The 15,960-nt window shown below is 52.1% G+C and carries 12 protein-coding genes and 1 pseudogene; all 13 read left to right on the top strand.

Annotation, left to right across the window (positions count from 1 at the left end):
• Nucleotides 1–4 precede the first annotated feature (4 nt).
• The 13 genes and pseudogenes from PsWM33_RS18200 (at nt 5) to PsWM33_RS18150 (ending at nt 15,655) form a co-directional block, all read left to right on the top strand.
• Nucleotides 5–922, top strand: a complete 918-nt coding sequence (locus tag PsWM33_RS18200) for a flavin reductase family protein (RefSeq protein WP_063301153.1) — start codon at nt 5–7, stop codon at nt 920–922.
• 3 nt (nt 923–925) lie between these two features.
• Nucleotides 926–1,972 (top strand): LLM class flavin-dependent oxidoreductase, encoded by a 1,047-nt coding sequence (locus PsWM33_RS18195; RefSeq protein ID WP_063301152.1) that lies wholly within the window; start codon nt 926–928, stop codon nt 1,970–1,972.
• Nucleotides 1,972–3,438, top strand: a complete 1,467-nt coding sequence (locus PsWM33_RS18190; RefSeq protein WP_063301174.1) for an aldehyde dehydrogenase — start codon at nt 1,972–1,974, stop codon at nt 3,436–3,438. Before PsWM33_RS18195 ends, PsWM33_RS18190 begins: the two co-directional genes overlap by 1 nt.
• Nucleotides 3,439–3,548: 110 nt before the next feature.
• The gene (locus PsWM33_RS18185; protein ID WP_063295770.1) at nt 3,549–5,222 is read left to right on the top strand and encodes a BCCT family transporter; all 1,674 of its coding nucleotides are present in this window, start codon (nt 3,549–3,551) and stop codon (nt 5,220–5,222) included.
• 108 nt (nt 5,223–5,330) lie between these two features.
• Nucleotides 5,331–6,782, top strand: coding sequence for an NAD-dependent succinate-semialdehyde dehydrogenase (locus PsWM33_RS18180; protein ID WP_063301151.1), 1,452 nt, complete (start codon nt 5,331–5,333; stop codon nt 6,780–6,782).
• Between the two features lie 14 nt (nt 6,783–6,796).
• Complete coding sequence (locus tag PsWM33_RS18175; RefSeq protein WP_063295772.1) at nt 6,797–7,174, top strand: carboxymuconolactone decarboxylase family protein; 378 nt, start codon at nt 6,797–6,799, stop codon at nt 7,172–7,174.
• 276 nt (nt 7,175–7,450) lie between these two features.
• Nucleotides 7,451–7,825 carry a heavy metal-binding domain-containing protein gene (locus PsWM33_RS28065; RefSeq protein ID WP_208991774.1) on the top strand — a complete coding sequence of 125 codons (375 nt, stop codon included), beginning with the start codon at nt 7,451–7,453 and terminating at the stop codon, nt 7,823–7,825.
• A gap of 12 nt (nt 7,826–7,837) precedes the next feature.
• Nucleotides 7,838–8,611, top strand: a pseudogene (locus tag PsWM33_RS18170) (efflux RND transporter periplasmic adaptor subunit); the annotation flags it as partial.
• Nucleotides 8,612–8,659: 48 nt separating this feature from the next.
• Nucleotides 8,660–8,959: a copper-binding protein gene (locus tag PsWM33_RS28685; protein WP_275078565.1), complete on the top strand. Its 300-nt coding sequence runs from the start codon at nt 8,660–8,662 to the stop codon at nt 8,957–8,959.
• Nucleotides 8,956–12,135, top strand: a complete 3,180-nt coding sequence (locus tag PsWM33_RS18165; RefSeq protein WP_063301150.1) for an efflux RND transporter permease subunit — start codon at nt 8,956–8,958, stop codon at nt 12,133–12,135. Before PsWM33_RS28685 ends, PsWM33_RS18165 begins: the two co-directional genes overlap by 4 nt.
• Nucleotides 12,136–12,255: 120 nt before the next feature.
• Nucleotides 12,256–14,715 carry a heavy metal translocating P-type ATPase gene (locus PsWM33_RS18160; RefSeq protein WP_208994625.1) on the top strand — a complete coding sequence of 820 codons (2,460 nt, stop codon included), beginning with the start codon at nt 12,256–12,258 and terminating at the stop codon, nt 14,713–14,715.
• Nucleotides 14,716–14,731: 16 nt separating this feature from the next.
• The gene (gene cueR, locus PsWM33_RS18155; RefSeq protein ID WP_063292212.1) at nt 14,732–15,133 is read left to right on the top strand and encodes a Cu(I)-responsive transcriptional regulator; all 402 of its coding nucleotides are present in this window, start codon (nt 14,732–14,734) and stop codon (nt 15,131–15,133) included.
• A 108-nt stretch (nt 15,134–15,241) separates the two neighbouring features.
• On the top strand, nt 15,242–15,655 hold the full coding sequence (locus PsWM33_RS18150; protein ID WP_342585937.1) for a thioredoxin family protein: 414 nt from the start codon (nt 15,242–15,244) through the stop codon (nt 15,653–15,655).
• Nucleotides 15,656–15,960: the final 305 nt, after the last annotated feature.

Raw genomic sequence — 15,960 nt, 5'->3', positions numbered from 1 at the left:
CCCGATGACAGCGATGGACCCACGTACATTGAGGAATGCATTTGGTACATTCCTTACCGGTGTTACGGTTGTGACAGCCCACGGCCAGGATGGTGAGCCGCTTGGCTTTACAGCAAATTCCTTTTCAAGCGTTTCTCTGGATCCGCCATTGTTGCTGGTGTGTCTTGCGAAGAGCTCCAGCAATTATGATGCGTTGACTGATGCATCCGGTTTTGCTGTCAATATTCTGGCAGAAACCCAGAAGGATGTGTCCAACACCTTTGCCAGCCGTGTTGAAGACCGTTTTGCAACTGTTGACTGGAAAGTTGGTCCTCACGGGTCGCCGGTTCTTTCCGATGTTGCTGCGTGGTTTGATTGCTCAATGCACAATGTGATGGACGCGGGTGACCATGCAATTCTGATTGGTGAAGTAAAGGCTTTTGAGACCGGTGTTGCCAACGGTCTGGGTTACGCACGCGGTGCGTATTTTACTGCCACACAAGAAGTCAGCTCCATTCAAGTAGATAGCGAAACCGTTGTTAGCGCTCTCTTGGAACGAGACAAAAAAGTGCTGTTTTTTGAAGATGATGCAGGACAACTGCGGTTGCCAACGCGCAATGTCAGCAAAGGCACACCAACCAAAGAACTTACAGCATTACTGGAAGAGGTCGGTGTCCCGTCTTCTGTCGGCTTCATTTACTCCGTCTACGAAGATGAAGAAGCGAATGCCCAGCATCTGGCTTTCCATTGCTCAGCCGGTGAAGGGGCCAGCCAATCTGGAAACTTCCTTGCACTGACAGATGATGTGCTGGCGCGGGTGCAGGATGCAGCTACACAAAAAATGCTGGGCCGATTTGCGAAGGAGACGCAGAAGGGCAATTTCGGCATCTATTTTGGAAATCATGAAAACGGCGAAGTGCGCAAAATCGCACTGGGAGAGTAAGCCATGAAATTTTCACTTTTCATCCATCTTGAGCGCATTTCCGCCGATGAGAGCCAGCAAAAGCTCTATGACGAGTTTCTGCAGCTTTGTGAGATTGCAGACAAAGGCGGCATGCATGCGATCTGGACTGGTGAACACCATGGCATGAACTTCACCATTGCGCCGAACCCTTTCATTAACCTTGTAGATCTGGCACGGCGGACCGAAAATGTACGTCTTGGAACAGGAACTGTCATCGCCCCTTTCTGGCATCCAATCAAACTGGCTGGCGAAGCAGCTATGGCGGATATCATTATGGATGGCCGTCTTGAGCTGGGTATTGCTCGTGGTGCCTACAGTTTTGAATATGAACGCATGATCCCAGGCCTTGATGCGTGGGAAGCTGGTCAGCGCATGCGCGAGTTGGTTCCTGCCGTCAAAAAGCTCTGGGATGGTGATTATGCTCACGAAGGTGAGTATTGGCAGTTCCCGAAAACAACGTCTGCACCACAACCAATGCAGGATCCGCACCCACCTGTCTGGGTTGCTGCGCGTGATCCGAACTCCCATGATTTCGCTGTGGCGCATGGTTGTAACGTGCAAGTTACGCCGCTTTGGAACGGCGACGATGAAGTTGAAAGCCTCATGGAGCGCTTCAACGATGCTTGTGAGAAGAGCCCGTCTGTTCCACGCCCGAAAATTATGTTGCTGCGCCACACCTATGTTGGTGGTGATGAAGCGGATGTTCAGCAGGGTGCTGAAGAGGTCAACCGTTTCTACAACTACTTTGGTGCATGGTTCAAAAACGAACGCCCAATCACTCAGGGTCTTCTTGAGCCGCTCAGCGACGAAGACATTGCGAACCACCCGTTCTACAGCGCAGAGCAGATGCGCACCAACAATGTGATCGGTACCTCTGAAAAAGTCATCGAGCGCCTCAAGCATTACGAAGACCTTGGCTACGATGAATACTCATTCTGGATTGATAGCGGCATGACGTTTGAGCGCAAGAAAGCCTCTCTTGAACGCTTCATCAATGAAGTGATGCCTGCTTTCCAAAAGGATGCATGATGAAACGCTTCCAGCACTATATCGATGGTTGTTTTGAAGATGGCTCAGCGCAATTTCAAAGTCTGGACCCGGCAACAGGTCAGCCTTGGGCAGAAATGCCCGAGGCGCGGACTGAGGATGTAAACCGTGCTGTTGCTGCAGCTGAGCGGGCTTTCTTTTATCCTGCCTGGAGCAGCCTGACCGCAACACAGCGCGGCAAGCTGCTTTACAAACTGGCGGATCTGGTTGAGGCGAATGCGCCTAAGCTGGCACAGTTGGAAACGCAGGACACCGGGAAGATCATCCGCGAAACATCTGCCCAGGTGGCGTATGTGGCGGACTACTATCGGTATTATGCTGGCTTGGCAGATAAGATTGAAGGGGCTCACCTTCCAATCGACAAGCAGGACATGGAAGTCTGGCTACGCCGTGAACCTGTTGGCGTGGTGGCTGCCATTGTTCCATGGAATAATCAGCTGTTCCTGTCCGCTGTTAAGATCGGTCCTGCATTGGCCGCTGGCTGTACGTTGATCGTGAAGGCATCAGAAGAAGGGCCTTCGCCTCTTTTGGAGTTTGCCAAGCTGATTGAAGAGGCTGGTTTCCCCAAAGGTGTGGTCAATATCATCACCGGGTTTGGTGCTGAATGTGGGCAGGTGCTGACATCGCATCCGTCCGTGGCTCATGTCGCGTTTACTGGTGGACCGGAAACGGCAAAGCACATCGTGCGCAATTCTGCGGAAAACCTTGCCAGCACGTCACTTGAGCTGGGCGGCAAATCTCCGTTTATCGTGTTTGAGGATGCTGATATCGACAGCGCCGTAAATGCGCAGATATCCGGCATTTTCGCAGCGACAGGCCAAAGCTGTGTTGCAGGTTCACGTCTGATAATCGCAAAGAGCATCAAGGATGAGTTTCTTGCTCGTTTGAAGGCCAAAGCTGAAGCCGTTGTCATTGGACATCCGCAGGATATGGCAACAGAGGTTGGTCCTTTGTGCAGTCAGCGCCAGCGCGATCACATCAATACAGTGATTAAAGCTTCCGTTGAGGCTGGTGCGACGGTGCTGACCGGTGGTGTGGATTGCGACCGTGATGGCTTCTACTTCCCACCGACCATTCTGGATTGCTCAGAGGTGCCGAATGCTCCTTGTGTGACAACCGAGCTGTTTGGCCCAGTGCTTTCTGTTCTTACCTTTGAGACAGAGGCTGAAGCTCTGCAGATGGCGAACGACACAAAATTTGGCCTGGCTTCCGGCATTTTCACACAAAGCCTGACGCGGGCACACCGCATGATAAAGGGCATTCGCTCCGGCATCGTGTGGGTGAACACCTATCGCGCAGTTTCTCCTGTCGCTCCGTTTGGTGGACAGGGACTTTCCGGTCATGGCCGTGAAGGCGGACTGCAGGCAGCCCTGGATTACACAACAGTCAAAACAGTTTGGTTGCGCACCTCTGATGATCCGATACCGGATCCATTCGTTATGCGCTGAGAACAGGGAGAACCCCATCCGTAGCTCCTGTTCAGCAGGGGCTGGAGATAAGCCGGTGGTGAAACCCGGCATGGACACAATGTCCGATTAATTTAGCCTGGGAGGGAACTATGGCTATCGAAAAAGAGCACATTCAGAAAGATCTGAATGTTGCCGAAACGGGGCTCTTTAAGGGCTTGCACAACGGGATGTCGATCGCGGCCAAGGCTATGGTTGCGGCATTTGTTGTGTTCACGATTTTGAATGTTGATTATGCTGGTGAGCTGTACGGGGCGGTACGCAGCTGGGTCGAAACAGCGCTGAGCTGGTACTACATCTCCTCAGTCATGATCATCTTCTTCATTTGTATTGGCTTGATGGTCAGCCGATTTGGTTCCATCCGTCTAGGCGATGATGATGCACGTCCGGAATTCAGCAACTTTGCATGGTTTGCGATGCTGTTTTCCGCAAGTGTATCCATCGGTATCATGTTCTTTGGTGTTGCTGAGCCGTTGTTCTACTTCGACAACTCCGCGGGCTGGGGTTATCCGAACAACCCGTTTGCGGATATGGCTGGCCACAATGAGATGAACATGGACCGTGCAGTTGATGCGGTTCGCGTGACCAATTTCCACTGGGGACTGCATGGCTGGGCGATTTACACCATCACCGGACTTTGCCTTGCGTATTTCTCATTCCGCAAAAAGCTGCCTCTGACGTTCCGTAGTGCTCTTTACCCGATCCTTGGCGAGCGCATCTACGGTCCGGCAGGTCATGCGGTTGATCTGCTTGCCGTGTTTGGCACCGTGTTCGGCATCGCGACATCCATGGGGCTTGGCGTAAACCAGATGGCACAGGGCCTGAACGTGCTGTTTGGCGTTGATCCGGGTACGCTTACTCAGATCGCTTTGGTTATCGGTATTTCCATTGTGGCGACACTGTCTGCTGTCTCTGGCATTGGTAAGGGTATTCGTATTCTTTCCGAGTGGAACATCGCTCTTACACTGCTGCTGATCCTGTTCTTTGTTGTAGCAGGTCCATCTCAGTGGCTCGCAAGCTTCTTCCTCACATCCGTTGGCGATTACATGTCCCACTTCCTGTCCATGGGCTTCTGGACTGCAAGTGAACCAGGTGACGTGAAATGGCAGGGTGGCTGGACCATGTTCTACTGGGGCTGGTGGCTGTCCTGGGCACCATTCGTAGGCATGTTCATTGCACGCATCAGCCGTGGTCGTACCATTCGCGAGTTCATGTTCGGCGCCATGCTGGTACCAACTGTGATGGCTTTCCTCTGGATCACCATTTTCGGCGGCAATGCATTGTTCATCGAAATGAATGCACCAGGCGGTGTTGGTACTGCAGGTCTGATTGATACCGTCAACAGCTGGAACCTTGGTGGCGCGCTCTATGGCACCATTGAGCAGATGACCTCTAATGGCACAATCAGCTGGTTGATTGCAGCACTCACCACCTTCTTGCTGGCAACATGGTTTATCACGTCGTCCGACTCCGGCACTTTGGTTATCACGACCATCCTGTCTATGGGTAACGCACACCCACCTAAACAGCACCGTGTGATCTGGGGTGTTGCTCAAGGTGTTGTTGCTGCGGCGCTCTTGTTGGCTGGTGGATTATCCGCTCTGCAAACTGCTGCTATTGCGGCTGCCTTGCCGATCAGTGCTCTTGTGGTTCTTATGTCATGGGGAATTGTGAAGTCGCTCATGCAAGATTCAAGTGCGGTGAGAGACCCTCATGAAGAGGTTGCTCCGGACGGAACTGCGCTGGACCGTGAACTGCGAGCCTAATCCGACTTAACGGAAAATGAACGGAATGGGGGCCACATCTGGTCCCCATTCTTTTCCGGCGTGATGACTATGCCGATGTGACAACAATGAAAGACAAAGGGTGTCGCCATGGACCTGAAGCTGAACAACCCAAGCCTGTTGCAATCCGGTGCATATATCGATGGCAGCTTTGTTTCGCGCCAGAAAACCTTTGCAGTCAACAACCCCTCTACAGGTGAACTGATTGCCAATGTTGCAGATTGCTCGCGCTCTGATGTGGCCGATGCCATCAACGCCGCGAAGACTGCGCAAAAAGCATGGGGCAAGCGCACAGGCAAGGACCGCGCGCAGGTTCTGAGACGCTGGTTCGACTTGCTGATTGATAATGCTGATGACCTCGCGGCTATCCTGACCGCAGAAATGGGGAAGCCAGTTGCAGAAGCAAAAGGTGAGATCCTCTACGGCGCCAGCTTCATTGAATGGTTTTCCGAAGAAGCAAAGCGTGTTTACGGTGATACTATTCCGGGGCATCAGGAAGACAAACGTATCATGGTGATCAAGCAGCCAGTCGGGGTTGTTGGTGCTATCACACCATGGAACTTCCCCAATGCCATGATCACCCGCAAAGCTGCGCCTGCACTGGCTGCTGGTTGTGCCATGATCGTAAAACCAGCCGCTGAAACACCTCTTTCCGCATTGGCGCTGGCTTTGCTGGCTGAGCAGGCAGGCATCCCGAAAGGCGTGCTGAGCATCCTTTCATCGACAGATGCAGTAGCCGTTGGTGAAGAGCTGTGCACCAACGACATTGTCCAGAAAATCAGCTTCACTGGCTCCACAAATGTTGGCCGCATTCTCATGCGTCAAAGTGCTGACCAGATTAAGAAGCTCTCCTTGGAACTGGGCGGCAACGCACCGTTTATCGTGTTTAATGATGCGGACCTGGATAAGGCTGTTGAAGGGGCTTTGATTTCTAAGTTCCGCAACGCTGGCCAAACCTGCGTCTGTTCCAACCGTATCTATGTACAGGACGGTGTTTACGATGCTTTCGCCAAAAAACTTGCAGATGCAGTCCGTAATCTGAATGTTGGAGATGGGTTCCAGTCCGGCGTAACCATCGGGCCCCTCATCACAGAAGCCGCTGTTCAAAAAGTGGAATCCCACATCAAAAATGCACTCGAAAACGGCGCTAGTATTGTGTGTGGCGGCGAGCGTAGTGACAAGGGCGGCACCTTCTTTGAGCCAACTGTTCTTGCCAATGTGACGAGTGATATGGACGTGGCAAGAGAAGAAACCTTCGGCCCGCTTGCCCCACTGTTCCGCTTCAAGGAAGTTGATGAAGCTATAGCAGCAGCGAACGATACCGAGTTCGGCCTTGCCTCCTACTTCTACAGCAATGATCTCTCCACAGTCTACAAAGTGGCGGAAGAGTTGGAATACGGCATGGTAGGTGTCAACACCGGTCTGATCTCCACTGAAGTTGCACCATTTGGCGGCGTCAAGCAATCCGGACTTGGCCGCGAAGGCTCCAAGTACGGCATCGAAGATTATGTTGAGATGAAATACATCTGCATCAGCGTTTAAGAGAGAAAACAAGAATGTCTGACCGGTTTGAAAAAGGCCTGAAACAACGCAAAGCAACCCTTGGCGCTGACTATGTAGAGGCCAACCTGGCAAAGGCGGACGACTTCAATCGTCCGTTTCAGGAAGCCATGACCGAATGGTGCTGGGGTTTCGGCTGGGGAGATGACGCTATCGATGCACCAACTCGCAGTCTGATGAATCTGGCCATGATCGGCGCTCTCGGAAAAATGCACGAATGGGAATTGCATTGTAAAGGCGCGCTGCGCAACGGCGTCACCAAAGAACAAATCCGCGCCGCCTGCCACATCGTAGCCATCTACGCCGGCGTCCCCGCCGGAGTAGAATGCTTCCGCAGTGCAAGAAAGGTACTGGAAGAGGCGGGGGAGTTGTAGAGCCTCTGTTACTAAGAAGTCTTTTTTGGAGCCCTGCTGATGATATCGGCAGGGCTTTTCTGATGATGACAAGCACTGGGCTTCAGTATTAGACTTGATCTTCCAGTCACTGGAAGGATTAGAATGACGGACACTAAGTTAAGCAGTGCCAGAAGGAATAAGGAAAAGTGGTGCTGTTTTGTGGGATTGGAGGGATTTGGTTGGGATGGTGAGTATCCCGGCGGTAGCAAAGCACCTTCAGGTCTGAATGATGTTTGGTAAATCAGGACAGGACCGATGCGTCGTGGATACGCGGTTGTGGCTGGGCTTGCGATTGTAGCAAGTGTTTCGGCTGGGCTAGGGATCTTTATTGGAAGTTCGATGGACTGGACTTCTGCTGGACCAGGCAGTGCTGAAAGTGAAATCTTGTATTGGGTTGCGCCGATGGACCCAAGTTTCCGGCGTGATGCACCTGGAAAATCTCCCATGGGGATGGACCTCGTTCCCGTTTATGCAGGGCAGGATGCGATGCAATCCGGGAGTTCTGTTGTGTTGTCTCCAAATGTGATTAACAGCATCGGTGTACGCACGGCCACCGCCAGCGTTGAGCCTATCTCAGAGAAAATCGAAAGTGTTGGGTTTGTTGGCTATGACGAGTATGGCTCCAGTTAGGTTCATTTACGCACGGAAGGGTGGATCAAGAAACTCAACATCCGTGCAATTGGTGACCCCGTTAAGAAGGGAGATCTGCTTTTCACTGTCTATGCGCCAGAGGTGACTGTGGCGAGTGCTGATCTGATCCGGGCCGTGCGCCGGAATGATAAGCAAGCCGAGCAGAATATCCGAATCCAGCTTCAGAATTACGGTATTGATAGCGCCCAGATTGACGAGATGGCTCGGGCGAATACTCCGGCTAGGGTCTTCAAGGTGTACGCTCCTCAATCCGGCGTGGTGACCACGTTGGAAGCGGCGGATGGTATGTACCTGCAACCGGATTCTATAGCGCTTACCCTATCTGATATGTCCTCTGTGTGGTTGATGGTGGATGTGTTTGAGCAGGACATTGCCCGTCTGAGCAAAAACAGCGATGTGCTTGCGAGCTTTGAGCATCTGCCCGGGCAAGTGCTTGAGGGCCGCATCGATTATATCTACCCGGAACTGGATGCGGTGACACGCACACTGCCGGTCCGTCTGCATTTTGACAACTCAGAGGGTGTTTTACGTCCAAATATGTTTGGCCGCGTAACCATCATCCCATCTGAAATGCGACGTGCAGTGACAATTCCAGCCAGCGCGCTGATCCGTACAGGTTCATCTGATCGGGTTATCCTGCAAACTGAGGAGGGCACGTTTCAGCCACGCATGGTGACGCCGGGCCTGACGGGGCGTTTTGGAGGAGGGAGCAGGACCGAGATCTTACAGGGGCTTGAAGCAGGGGAAGAAGTCGTAACCTCCGCTCAGTTTCTGATTGATAGTGAGAGTTCACTTTCGGCGGGCGTGGCCCGCATGTCTTCTGCGCAAGACGGTCCCATCTGGGTTAATGGCACAGTGACTAATTTCGATGCTGAGACAAACTCCGTCACTATTCGACATGATGCCATTGAGGAGTTGCAGTGGCCAGCGATGGAAACAACGTTTGCGGTCCGTGCAAACCTGAAGAACCATGCATTCCAATATGATAGGCCTATTGAGTTTGCTATCTCAAAGGGGTCTGACAAGCGCTTCAGCCTTGTCGATCTGCGAGATGTCAAAGATCAAGCTTCAAAAACAGCACCTGCTGACACGGTGGGGGCCGATGAAAAATGATTGGCTCCATCATACGTGCATCCATCAGGAACCGCGTGATCGTGCTCATGGCCGCTGTGATGCTGACACTTGGCGGCATCTGGGCGCTGAAAGAAACACCGGTTGATGCAATTCCGGATCTGTCTGATGTGCAGGTCATTATCAAAACCCCTTATGACGGGCAAGCCCCTCAGGTCATTGAGGATCAGGTAACTTATCCGATCGCTACAGCCATGCTGTCGGTGCCGGACGTGATCGACGTGCGTGGGTTCTCGTTTTATGGCGATTCCTACGTCTATGTTGTCTTTAAAGACAGCACAGACCTTTATTGGGCCAGAAGCCGGGTGTTGGAATACCTTGCTCAGGTTGGAGCCCAATTACCTGAAGGCGTTACGCCTGAACTGGGTCCAGATGCGACAGGAGTTGGCTGGATTTTTCAATACGCCCTGATTGACCGAACCGGTCAACACGATCTGGCACAGCTGCGCTCCTTGCAGGACTGGTGGTTGAAGTATGAGCTTCAAACTGTCAGCGGCGTGTCGGAAGTGGCAACCATCGGCGGTATGGTCAAGCAGTATCAGGTCGTCGTCGATCCCAACAAACTACGAGCCTATGGCGTGACAGTGCCTGCTCTCATGAGCACGATCCAGAACGCGAATCGCGAGACCAGCGGCAGTGTGATTGAGATGGCTGAAGCGGAGTACATGGTCCGTGCGACGGGCTATATCCAATCTATTGAGGATCTGGAGCAAATCCCGCTCAAGGTGAATGAGCGTGGTGCAGCTCTCACTTTGAGCGATGTGGCAGATATCCGCCTTGGTCCGCAAATGCGCCGTGGTGTGGCTGACCTGAACGGTGAAGGCGACTCCGTTGGTGCGGTTGTCATCATGCGGTGGGGTGAAAACCCGCTGAGAACACTTGAGGGCGTGCATGCCAAGTTGGAGGAGCTGAAGCCAAACCTGCCAGAAGGCGTGGAGATTGTGACCACCTATGACCGGGCTGGGGTGATTGAGCGAGCAATTGACAACTTAACCACCAAACTCTCAGAGGAGTTTTTAGTTGTGGTCCTGGTGTGTGCAGTGTTTCTCCTGCATCTCAGGTCTTCGCTGGTCATCTTGATTTCGCTTCCTCTTGGCATTTTGACGGCACTGCTGGTGATGCGCCTGCAAGGGGTGAATGCGAACATCATGTCCCTTGGTGGGATCGCCATCGCCATTGGTGCGATGGTTGACGCAGCCATTGTGATGATCGAGGCCATGCATCGACGACTTGAGAAGGAACCGAATCCCGATAAGAACCGCTGGAAGATTGTCGCCGAATGCTGTTCCGAGGTTGGGCCAGCACTGTTCTATTCGCTGGCAATCATCACCATTAGCTTTCTGCCAGTGTTTGTGCTGGAAGCGCAGGAAGGTCGCCTGTTCAAGCCACTTGCGTTCACCAAAACCTATGCCATGGCGGCAGCGTCCATTCTCAGCATCACGCTTGTGCCAGTGCTGATGGGTTATTTCGTGCGTGGACGCATTCATCCTGAGGCTAAAAATCCGGTCAATCGGTTATGCATCGCTTTGTATCGGCCCGCACTTGCAGGCGTTATTGCCTGGCCCAAAACAACGATCATCTTTGCGCTGGTTCTGGTTGCGTCCATTCTTGTGCCGTTGAACCGGATTGGATCTGAGTTTATGCCGGAGTTGAAGGAAGGTGACTTCCTTTACATGCCGTCGCTGTACACCGGTGTCTCCATTGGCAAAGCGCGTGAGGTGCTTCAGCAGACGGATCGTATGATCATGCAGGTGCCTGAGGTAAAGACCGTTCACGGCAAGCTTGGCCGCGCCGAAACAGCAACAGATCCAGCTCCACTGACCATGTTTGAAACCACCATTCAGCTGAAGCCGCAAGATCAGTGGCGTGAAGGGATGACGCTTGAGAAAATTCGGCAGGAACTGGATAAGTCAGTGCAGGTTCCCGGCCTGACGAACGTCTGGATTCAACCAATCAAGAACCGCATTGATATGCTTGCGACTGGCATGAAAACACCTGTCGGCGTCAAAGTGTCTGGACCTGACTTACAAGTCATTCAAGACATTGCAGTGAAAATTGAGGGTCTCGTGAAAGGTGTTGAGGGGACGCTATCCTCCTACGCAGAGCGCCCAAGAGGTGCGCGCTTTATCGAGATTGATATCGATCGTAATGCCGCGGCTCGCTATATGCTGAATATCAAGGATGTTCAGGATGTGGTGCAAACCGCAATTGGTGGAATGGATATCGCCGAAAGCGTTGAGGGACTGGAGCGATACCCCATCAACTTACGCTATCCTCAGGATTGGAGAAGCAGCCCGGATCAGCTTGAAAAACTCCCCGTTGTGACACCATCCGGTGCGCATATCCCGCTGGGAGCCGTCTCAGATATCAACATTGTTGACGGCCCCGGTATGATCCGCTCAGAAAATGCACGCCCAACTGGTTTTGTTTTCATCGATATCGAGGGACGAGACCTTGGTGGTTATGTCAGCGAAGCACAACAACTGGTCGCTTCCGAAGTTAAAATCCCCGCTGGTTACTCGGTCACATGGTCCGGACAGTATGAGTATATCGAGCGTGTTCAGGAACGCTTGCAGCTGGTTGCACCGGTAACATTGCTAATCATCACCCTGATGCTCTTCCTTGCTTTCAACCGCGTAGGAGAGGTTGCGATTATTCTGACCTCCCTGTCAGTCGCGCTGACAGGTGGCGTCTGGTTTGTCTACACCTTAGGGTTTGACTTGTCGGTTGCCGTGCTGGTTGGCTTCATCGCCTTGGCAGGTGTTGCTGTTGAAACGGCTATTGTCATGTTGCTGTATCTGAACCTTTCCTGGGACAAGCGCGTGGCGTTTGCCCGGAAAGAACACAAGGTCCTCACCACAAAAGATATCCTTGAAGCCGTGGTCGAGGGGGCCCTGTTACGATTGCGGCCAAAGGTGATGACCGTGGCAACCATCTTTGCCGGGTTGATACCGATCATGCTGGGCAGTGCAACAGGCTCAGAGATCATGAAACGGATTGCAGCCCCAATGGTTGGCGGCATGATCACCGCAACATTGCTGACACTCTTCGTTATTCCGGCAATTTATGTGCTTTGGAAGAGAGCCCGACTATCTGCCTTGAATAAAATCACCGCAGAAGAAGCCAGTGAAAGTCTGGAGAAAACAAAGACTAAGTGATGTTTGGCTGTCATTTACATGATGGCCAAAGTCTTTTCATTTTCCTGATGATTTTAGTCTTGACCTTCCAGTCGCTGGAACCCTTAGGGTGCCTTCAATAGACAATGAAATGGTGAAATTATGTCCCACAGTTCAACACTGAAAATGCAAGTCGAAGGCATGAATTGTGCGTCTTGCGTCGGTCGTGTCGAGAAGGCACTCAAGAGTATTTCCGGTGTGGCGAACGCTTCTGTCAATCTTGCAACAGAAAGCGTACAGGTCAATTACGATGAGACCCTCACGCCGCAAGATGTGGCCGACGCGCTTCAGAAAGCTGGCTATCCAGCACTCACAGAAAGCATCACCTTTGGTGTTGGGAACCTGAGCTGCGCGTCTTGTGTGGGACGAGCTGAAAAGGCTTTGCGAGCCGGGAATGGTGTTCTGGAAGCCAATGTTAATCTGGCAACAGAAAGTGCAACAGTGCATTACGCAGTGGGGGCGACAACACCCTCTGCGATTGCTGAACTGGTCACCTCAGCAGGGTATCCTGCTACATTGGACAAGACCGAGCCTGCTGAAGCAGCTCACCGCAAAACAGATGAGATCCGTCAGCTTAAGAGCAAGGTGTTGCTCGCTGCCGTGCTGGCACTTCCAGTTTTTCTGATCGAAATGGGAAGTCACTTCATTCCCGGCGTCCATATGCTTGTTGAGAATTCTCTTGGTTTGCAAAACAGTTATTACTTGCAGTTCGTCCTGACGACTGTTGTGCTCTTTGGACCTGGCCGACATTTCTACACCAAGGGCTTTCCGTCGCTCTTAAAAGGCGCGCCGGATATGAACTCTTTGGTCGCGCTTGGGACCTCCGCCGCTTATGTATTCTCTCTCGTTTCAACTTTTGCGCCGCAATTGCTCCCGGCGGGAACCGTAAACGTCTATTACGAGGCCGCAGCTGTAATTGTCGTCCTCATCTTGCTAGGCCGCTTTCTGGAGGCACGCGCCAAAGGCAGAACTGGCGAGGCGATCCAGAAACTCGTTGGCATGCAGGCTAAAACCGCGCGTGTTGAGCGCGATGGCGTGGCGACAGAAGTCCCGATTGAAGAGATCATTGTGGGTGATGTCATTCAGGTGCGCCCAGGTGAAAAGATCGCCGTGGATGGTGCCGTTGTCTCAGGTTCCTCCTTCGTGGATGAGAGCATGATTACAGGTGAGCCAATTCCGGTTGAAAAGGCCTCTGGTGACGATGTTGTCGGCGCAACAATCAACGGCACAGGTGCCTTAAGCGTGCGTGCAAGCAAAGTTGGCAATGATACCGTTCTCTCCCAAATCATTCAGATGGTGGAACAGGCTCAGGGTGCCAAGCTGCCAATTCAGGGATTGGTCGACAAAATCACGTCGTGGTTTGTGCCAGCCGTGATTACTATTGCGATCCTCACCGTTGCTGTGTGGTTCCTGTTTGGTCCCGATCCCGCGCTTAGTCTTGCTTTGGTCGCGGGTGTTGCTGTGCTTATCATCGCTTGCCCATGTGCCATGGGGCTTGCAACGCCAACCTCTATTATGGTTGGTACAGGTCGCGCAGCCGAACTTGGTGTCCTGTTCCGCAAAGGCGATGCGTTGCAGATGCTTCAGGAAACCAAGGTGGTTGCCTTGGACAAGACTGGCACGCTCACTGCCGGACATCCGGAACTGACAGATATTATCCTGCATGAAGGTTTTGAGGAGGAAGATGTTCTGCGATTGGTCGCAGCTGTTGAGCAAAGCTCCGAACACCCCATTGCAAAGGCGATCGTGCAGGCCGCCGAAGAACGTGGCATTGCGCTTCCAAAACCAGAGAGCTTTAACTCTCTGACTGGATTTGGTGTCAGCGCGGTTGTGCAGGGGCACGATGTTCTGGTTGGTGCAGATCGGTTGATGGACCGTGAAGGTATTGCACTGGAACAGCTTTCTGTTGATGCAACCGTACTTGCAACTAGAGGAAAAACCCCGCTTTACGTCGCTATTGATGGAAAAATTGCAGCGGTAATTGCAGTTGCTGACCCAATCAAGAAAACAACTCCAGATGCGATCAAGTCCCTTCATGGGCTTGGCTTGAAAGTTGTGATGATCACAGGTGATAACCAGAAGACGGCCAATGCCATTGCAGCCGAACTTGGTATCGACAGCGTGGTTGCTGAAGTTCTGCCTGACGGCAAAGTCCGTGCGCTGGAAGACTTGCGTAAGAACGCTTCCGGTAAACTGGCCTTCGTAGGCGATGGCATCAATGATGCGCCTGCTTTGGCAGCAGCAGACGTTGGTATTGCCATTGGCACCGGCACTGATGTGGCAATTGAAGCAGCAGATGTCGTTCTGATGGCTGGAGACCTGAACGGTGTGGTCAATGCGTTCCACATCAGCCAGCAAACCATGCGTAACATCCGCCAGAACCTGTTCTGGGCATTCAGTTACAATACACTGCTGATCCCGGTTGCTGCTGGCGTGTTATATCCATTCGGTGGCCCGCTTCTGTCTCCTGTTCTGGCAGCTGGTGCTATGGCACTTTCAAGCGTGTTTGTCTTAACCAACGCTTTGCGGTTACGCTGGATCAAAGCGACAACAGCCCACTAAAAGGGATGGAACGACGATGAATATTGGTGAAGTAGCAGAACGCTCCGGCATCCCGACCAAGACCATCCGTTATTACGAGGATATCGGCTTTCTTCATCCCAAACGGAATGAAAATGGGTACCGGATCTTTGAAGAAACAGAGCTGCACAAGCTGACATTCATCGGCCGCGCCCGTTCACTCGGGTTCAACATCGAAGAGTGCCGGGCCTTGCTGGCACTCTATGAAGACAAAGAGCGCGGCAGTTCTGACGTCAAAAAGATTGCGCAACAACACGTCAAAGAGATCGAAGCCAAAATTGCCGACCTCATCGCCATGCGCGATACCCTAACCCACCTAATAACCGCCTGCGCCGGCGACCACCGCCCCGACTGCCCAATCCTGGATAATTTGAGTAACGGGAAGGGGGAGCCGCGGTGATCAGGAAATCGTGACCACAGGCCTGGACATTTTCATCCAATTCTTATGGACAGCTCAGCCTTTCTTATGACAACCTCTTGATAGATCAACTAGTTAAAGGGTGGCATTGTGCTTCTGAATACTCCTGTTTGTGACTTTGGTTGGAAGGCGCCGGATTTTGCGCTTAAGGACCCTGATGGAAATAGTTTCACCATGTCGGAATGTATTGGTGAAAAGGGGCTCCTGCTTGCGTTTGTTTGCAACCATTGTCCTTATGTGCAGGCGATTGGAGATCGGTTGGCGGCAAATACCAGCTTGCTCATCTCTGAAGGCTTTGGGGTTTTAGCAGTGATGTCCAATGACTATCACTCTGTTCCCGCAGATGCTCCGCGTAAGATGAAAGACTTTTCGCAATTGTATGACTTTGAATTTCCTTATCTGGTTGATGAAAACCAAACAGTAGGAAAGAGATATGGTGCAGTTTGCACGCCAGACTTCTTTGGTCTCAACAGTAAAGGTGAGCTACAATATCGTGGCCGCTGAGATGATGCAGGATTTAACGACCACGCCGGACGCAAAACCGATCTTTTGGACGCGATGCAGTTAATTGCAGAAACAGGTCGAGGGCCTGAAGAACAGATCCCAAGCATGGGATGTTCGATTAAGTGGTAAAATTAGTTTCATAAGATTGGTTCTGCGAAATAAAAAATGCAGGTGGGCGGGTTCACATCTGAAGTGCGACAGCTATATAAATCAGTATGTTAGATTAATGAGCTGTTAGCATCGAATTGAAAACGACACGAAATTTTTCGCATTTGAGATTAGAAGACCGTCGGCTGATTGAGCAA

This window comes from Pseudovibrio sp. WM33, assembly GCF_001623165.1.
In the GTDB taxonomy this organism is placed as follows: domain Bacteria; phylum Pseudomonadota; class Alphaproteobacteria; order Rhizobiales; family Stappiaceae; genus Pseudovibrio.
Note: the sequence above shows the minus strand (reverse complement) of the source record. Positions and strands in the feature narration are given on the sequence as shown.

Bases quoted from the DNA above. Each gene is read 5' to 3' on its own strand.
- PsWM33_RS18200 (WP_063301153.1), top strand. From the start codon at position 5: ATGACAGCGATGGACCCACGTACATTGAGGAATGCATTTGGTACATTC.
- PsWM33_RS18195 (WP_063301152.1), top strand. From the start codon at position 926: ATGAAATTTTCACTTTTCATCCATCTTGAGCGCATTTCCGCCGATGAG.
- PsWM33_RS18190 (WP_063301174.1), top strand. From the start codon at position 1,972: ATGAAACGCTTCCAGCACTATATCGATGGTTGTTTTGAAGATGGCTCA.
- PsWM33_RS18185 (WP_063295770.1), top strand. From the start codon at position 3,549: ATGGCTATCGAAAAAGAGCACATTCAGAAAGATCTGAATGTTGCCGAA.
- PsWM33_RS18180 (WP_063301151.1), top strand. From the start codon at position 5,331: ATGGACCTGAAGCTGAACAACCCAAGCCTGTTGCAATCCGGTGCATAT.
- PsWM33_RS18175 (WP_063295772.1), top strand. From the start codon at position 6,797: ATGTCTGACCGGTTTGAAAAAGGCCTGAAACAACGCAAAGCAACCCTT.
- PsWM33_RS28065 (WP_208991774.1), top strand. From the start codon at position 7,451: ATGCGTCGTGGATACGCGGTTGTGGCTGGGCTTGCGATTGTAGCAAGT.
- PsWM33_RS28685 (WP_275078565.1), top strand. From the start codon at position 8,660: ATGTCTTCTGCGCAAGACGGTCCCATCTGGGTTAATGGCACAGTGACT.
- PsWM33_RS18165 (WP_063301150.1), top strand. From the start codon at position 8,956: ATGATTGGCTCCATCATACGTGCATCCATCAGGAACCGCGTGATCGTG.
- PsWM33_RS18160 (WP_208994625.1), top strand. From the start codon at position 12,256: ATGTCCCACAGTTCAACACTGAAAATGCAAGTCGAAGGCATGAATTGT.
- cueR (WP_063292212.1), top strand. From the start codon at position 14,732: ATGAATATTGGTGAAGTAGCAGAACGCTCCGGCATCCCGACCAAGACC.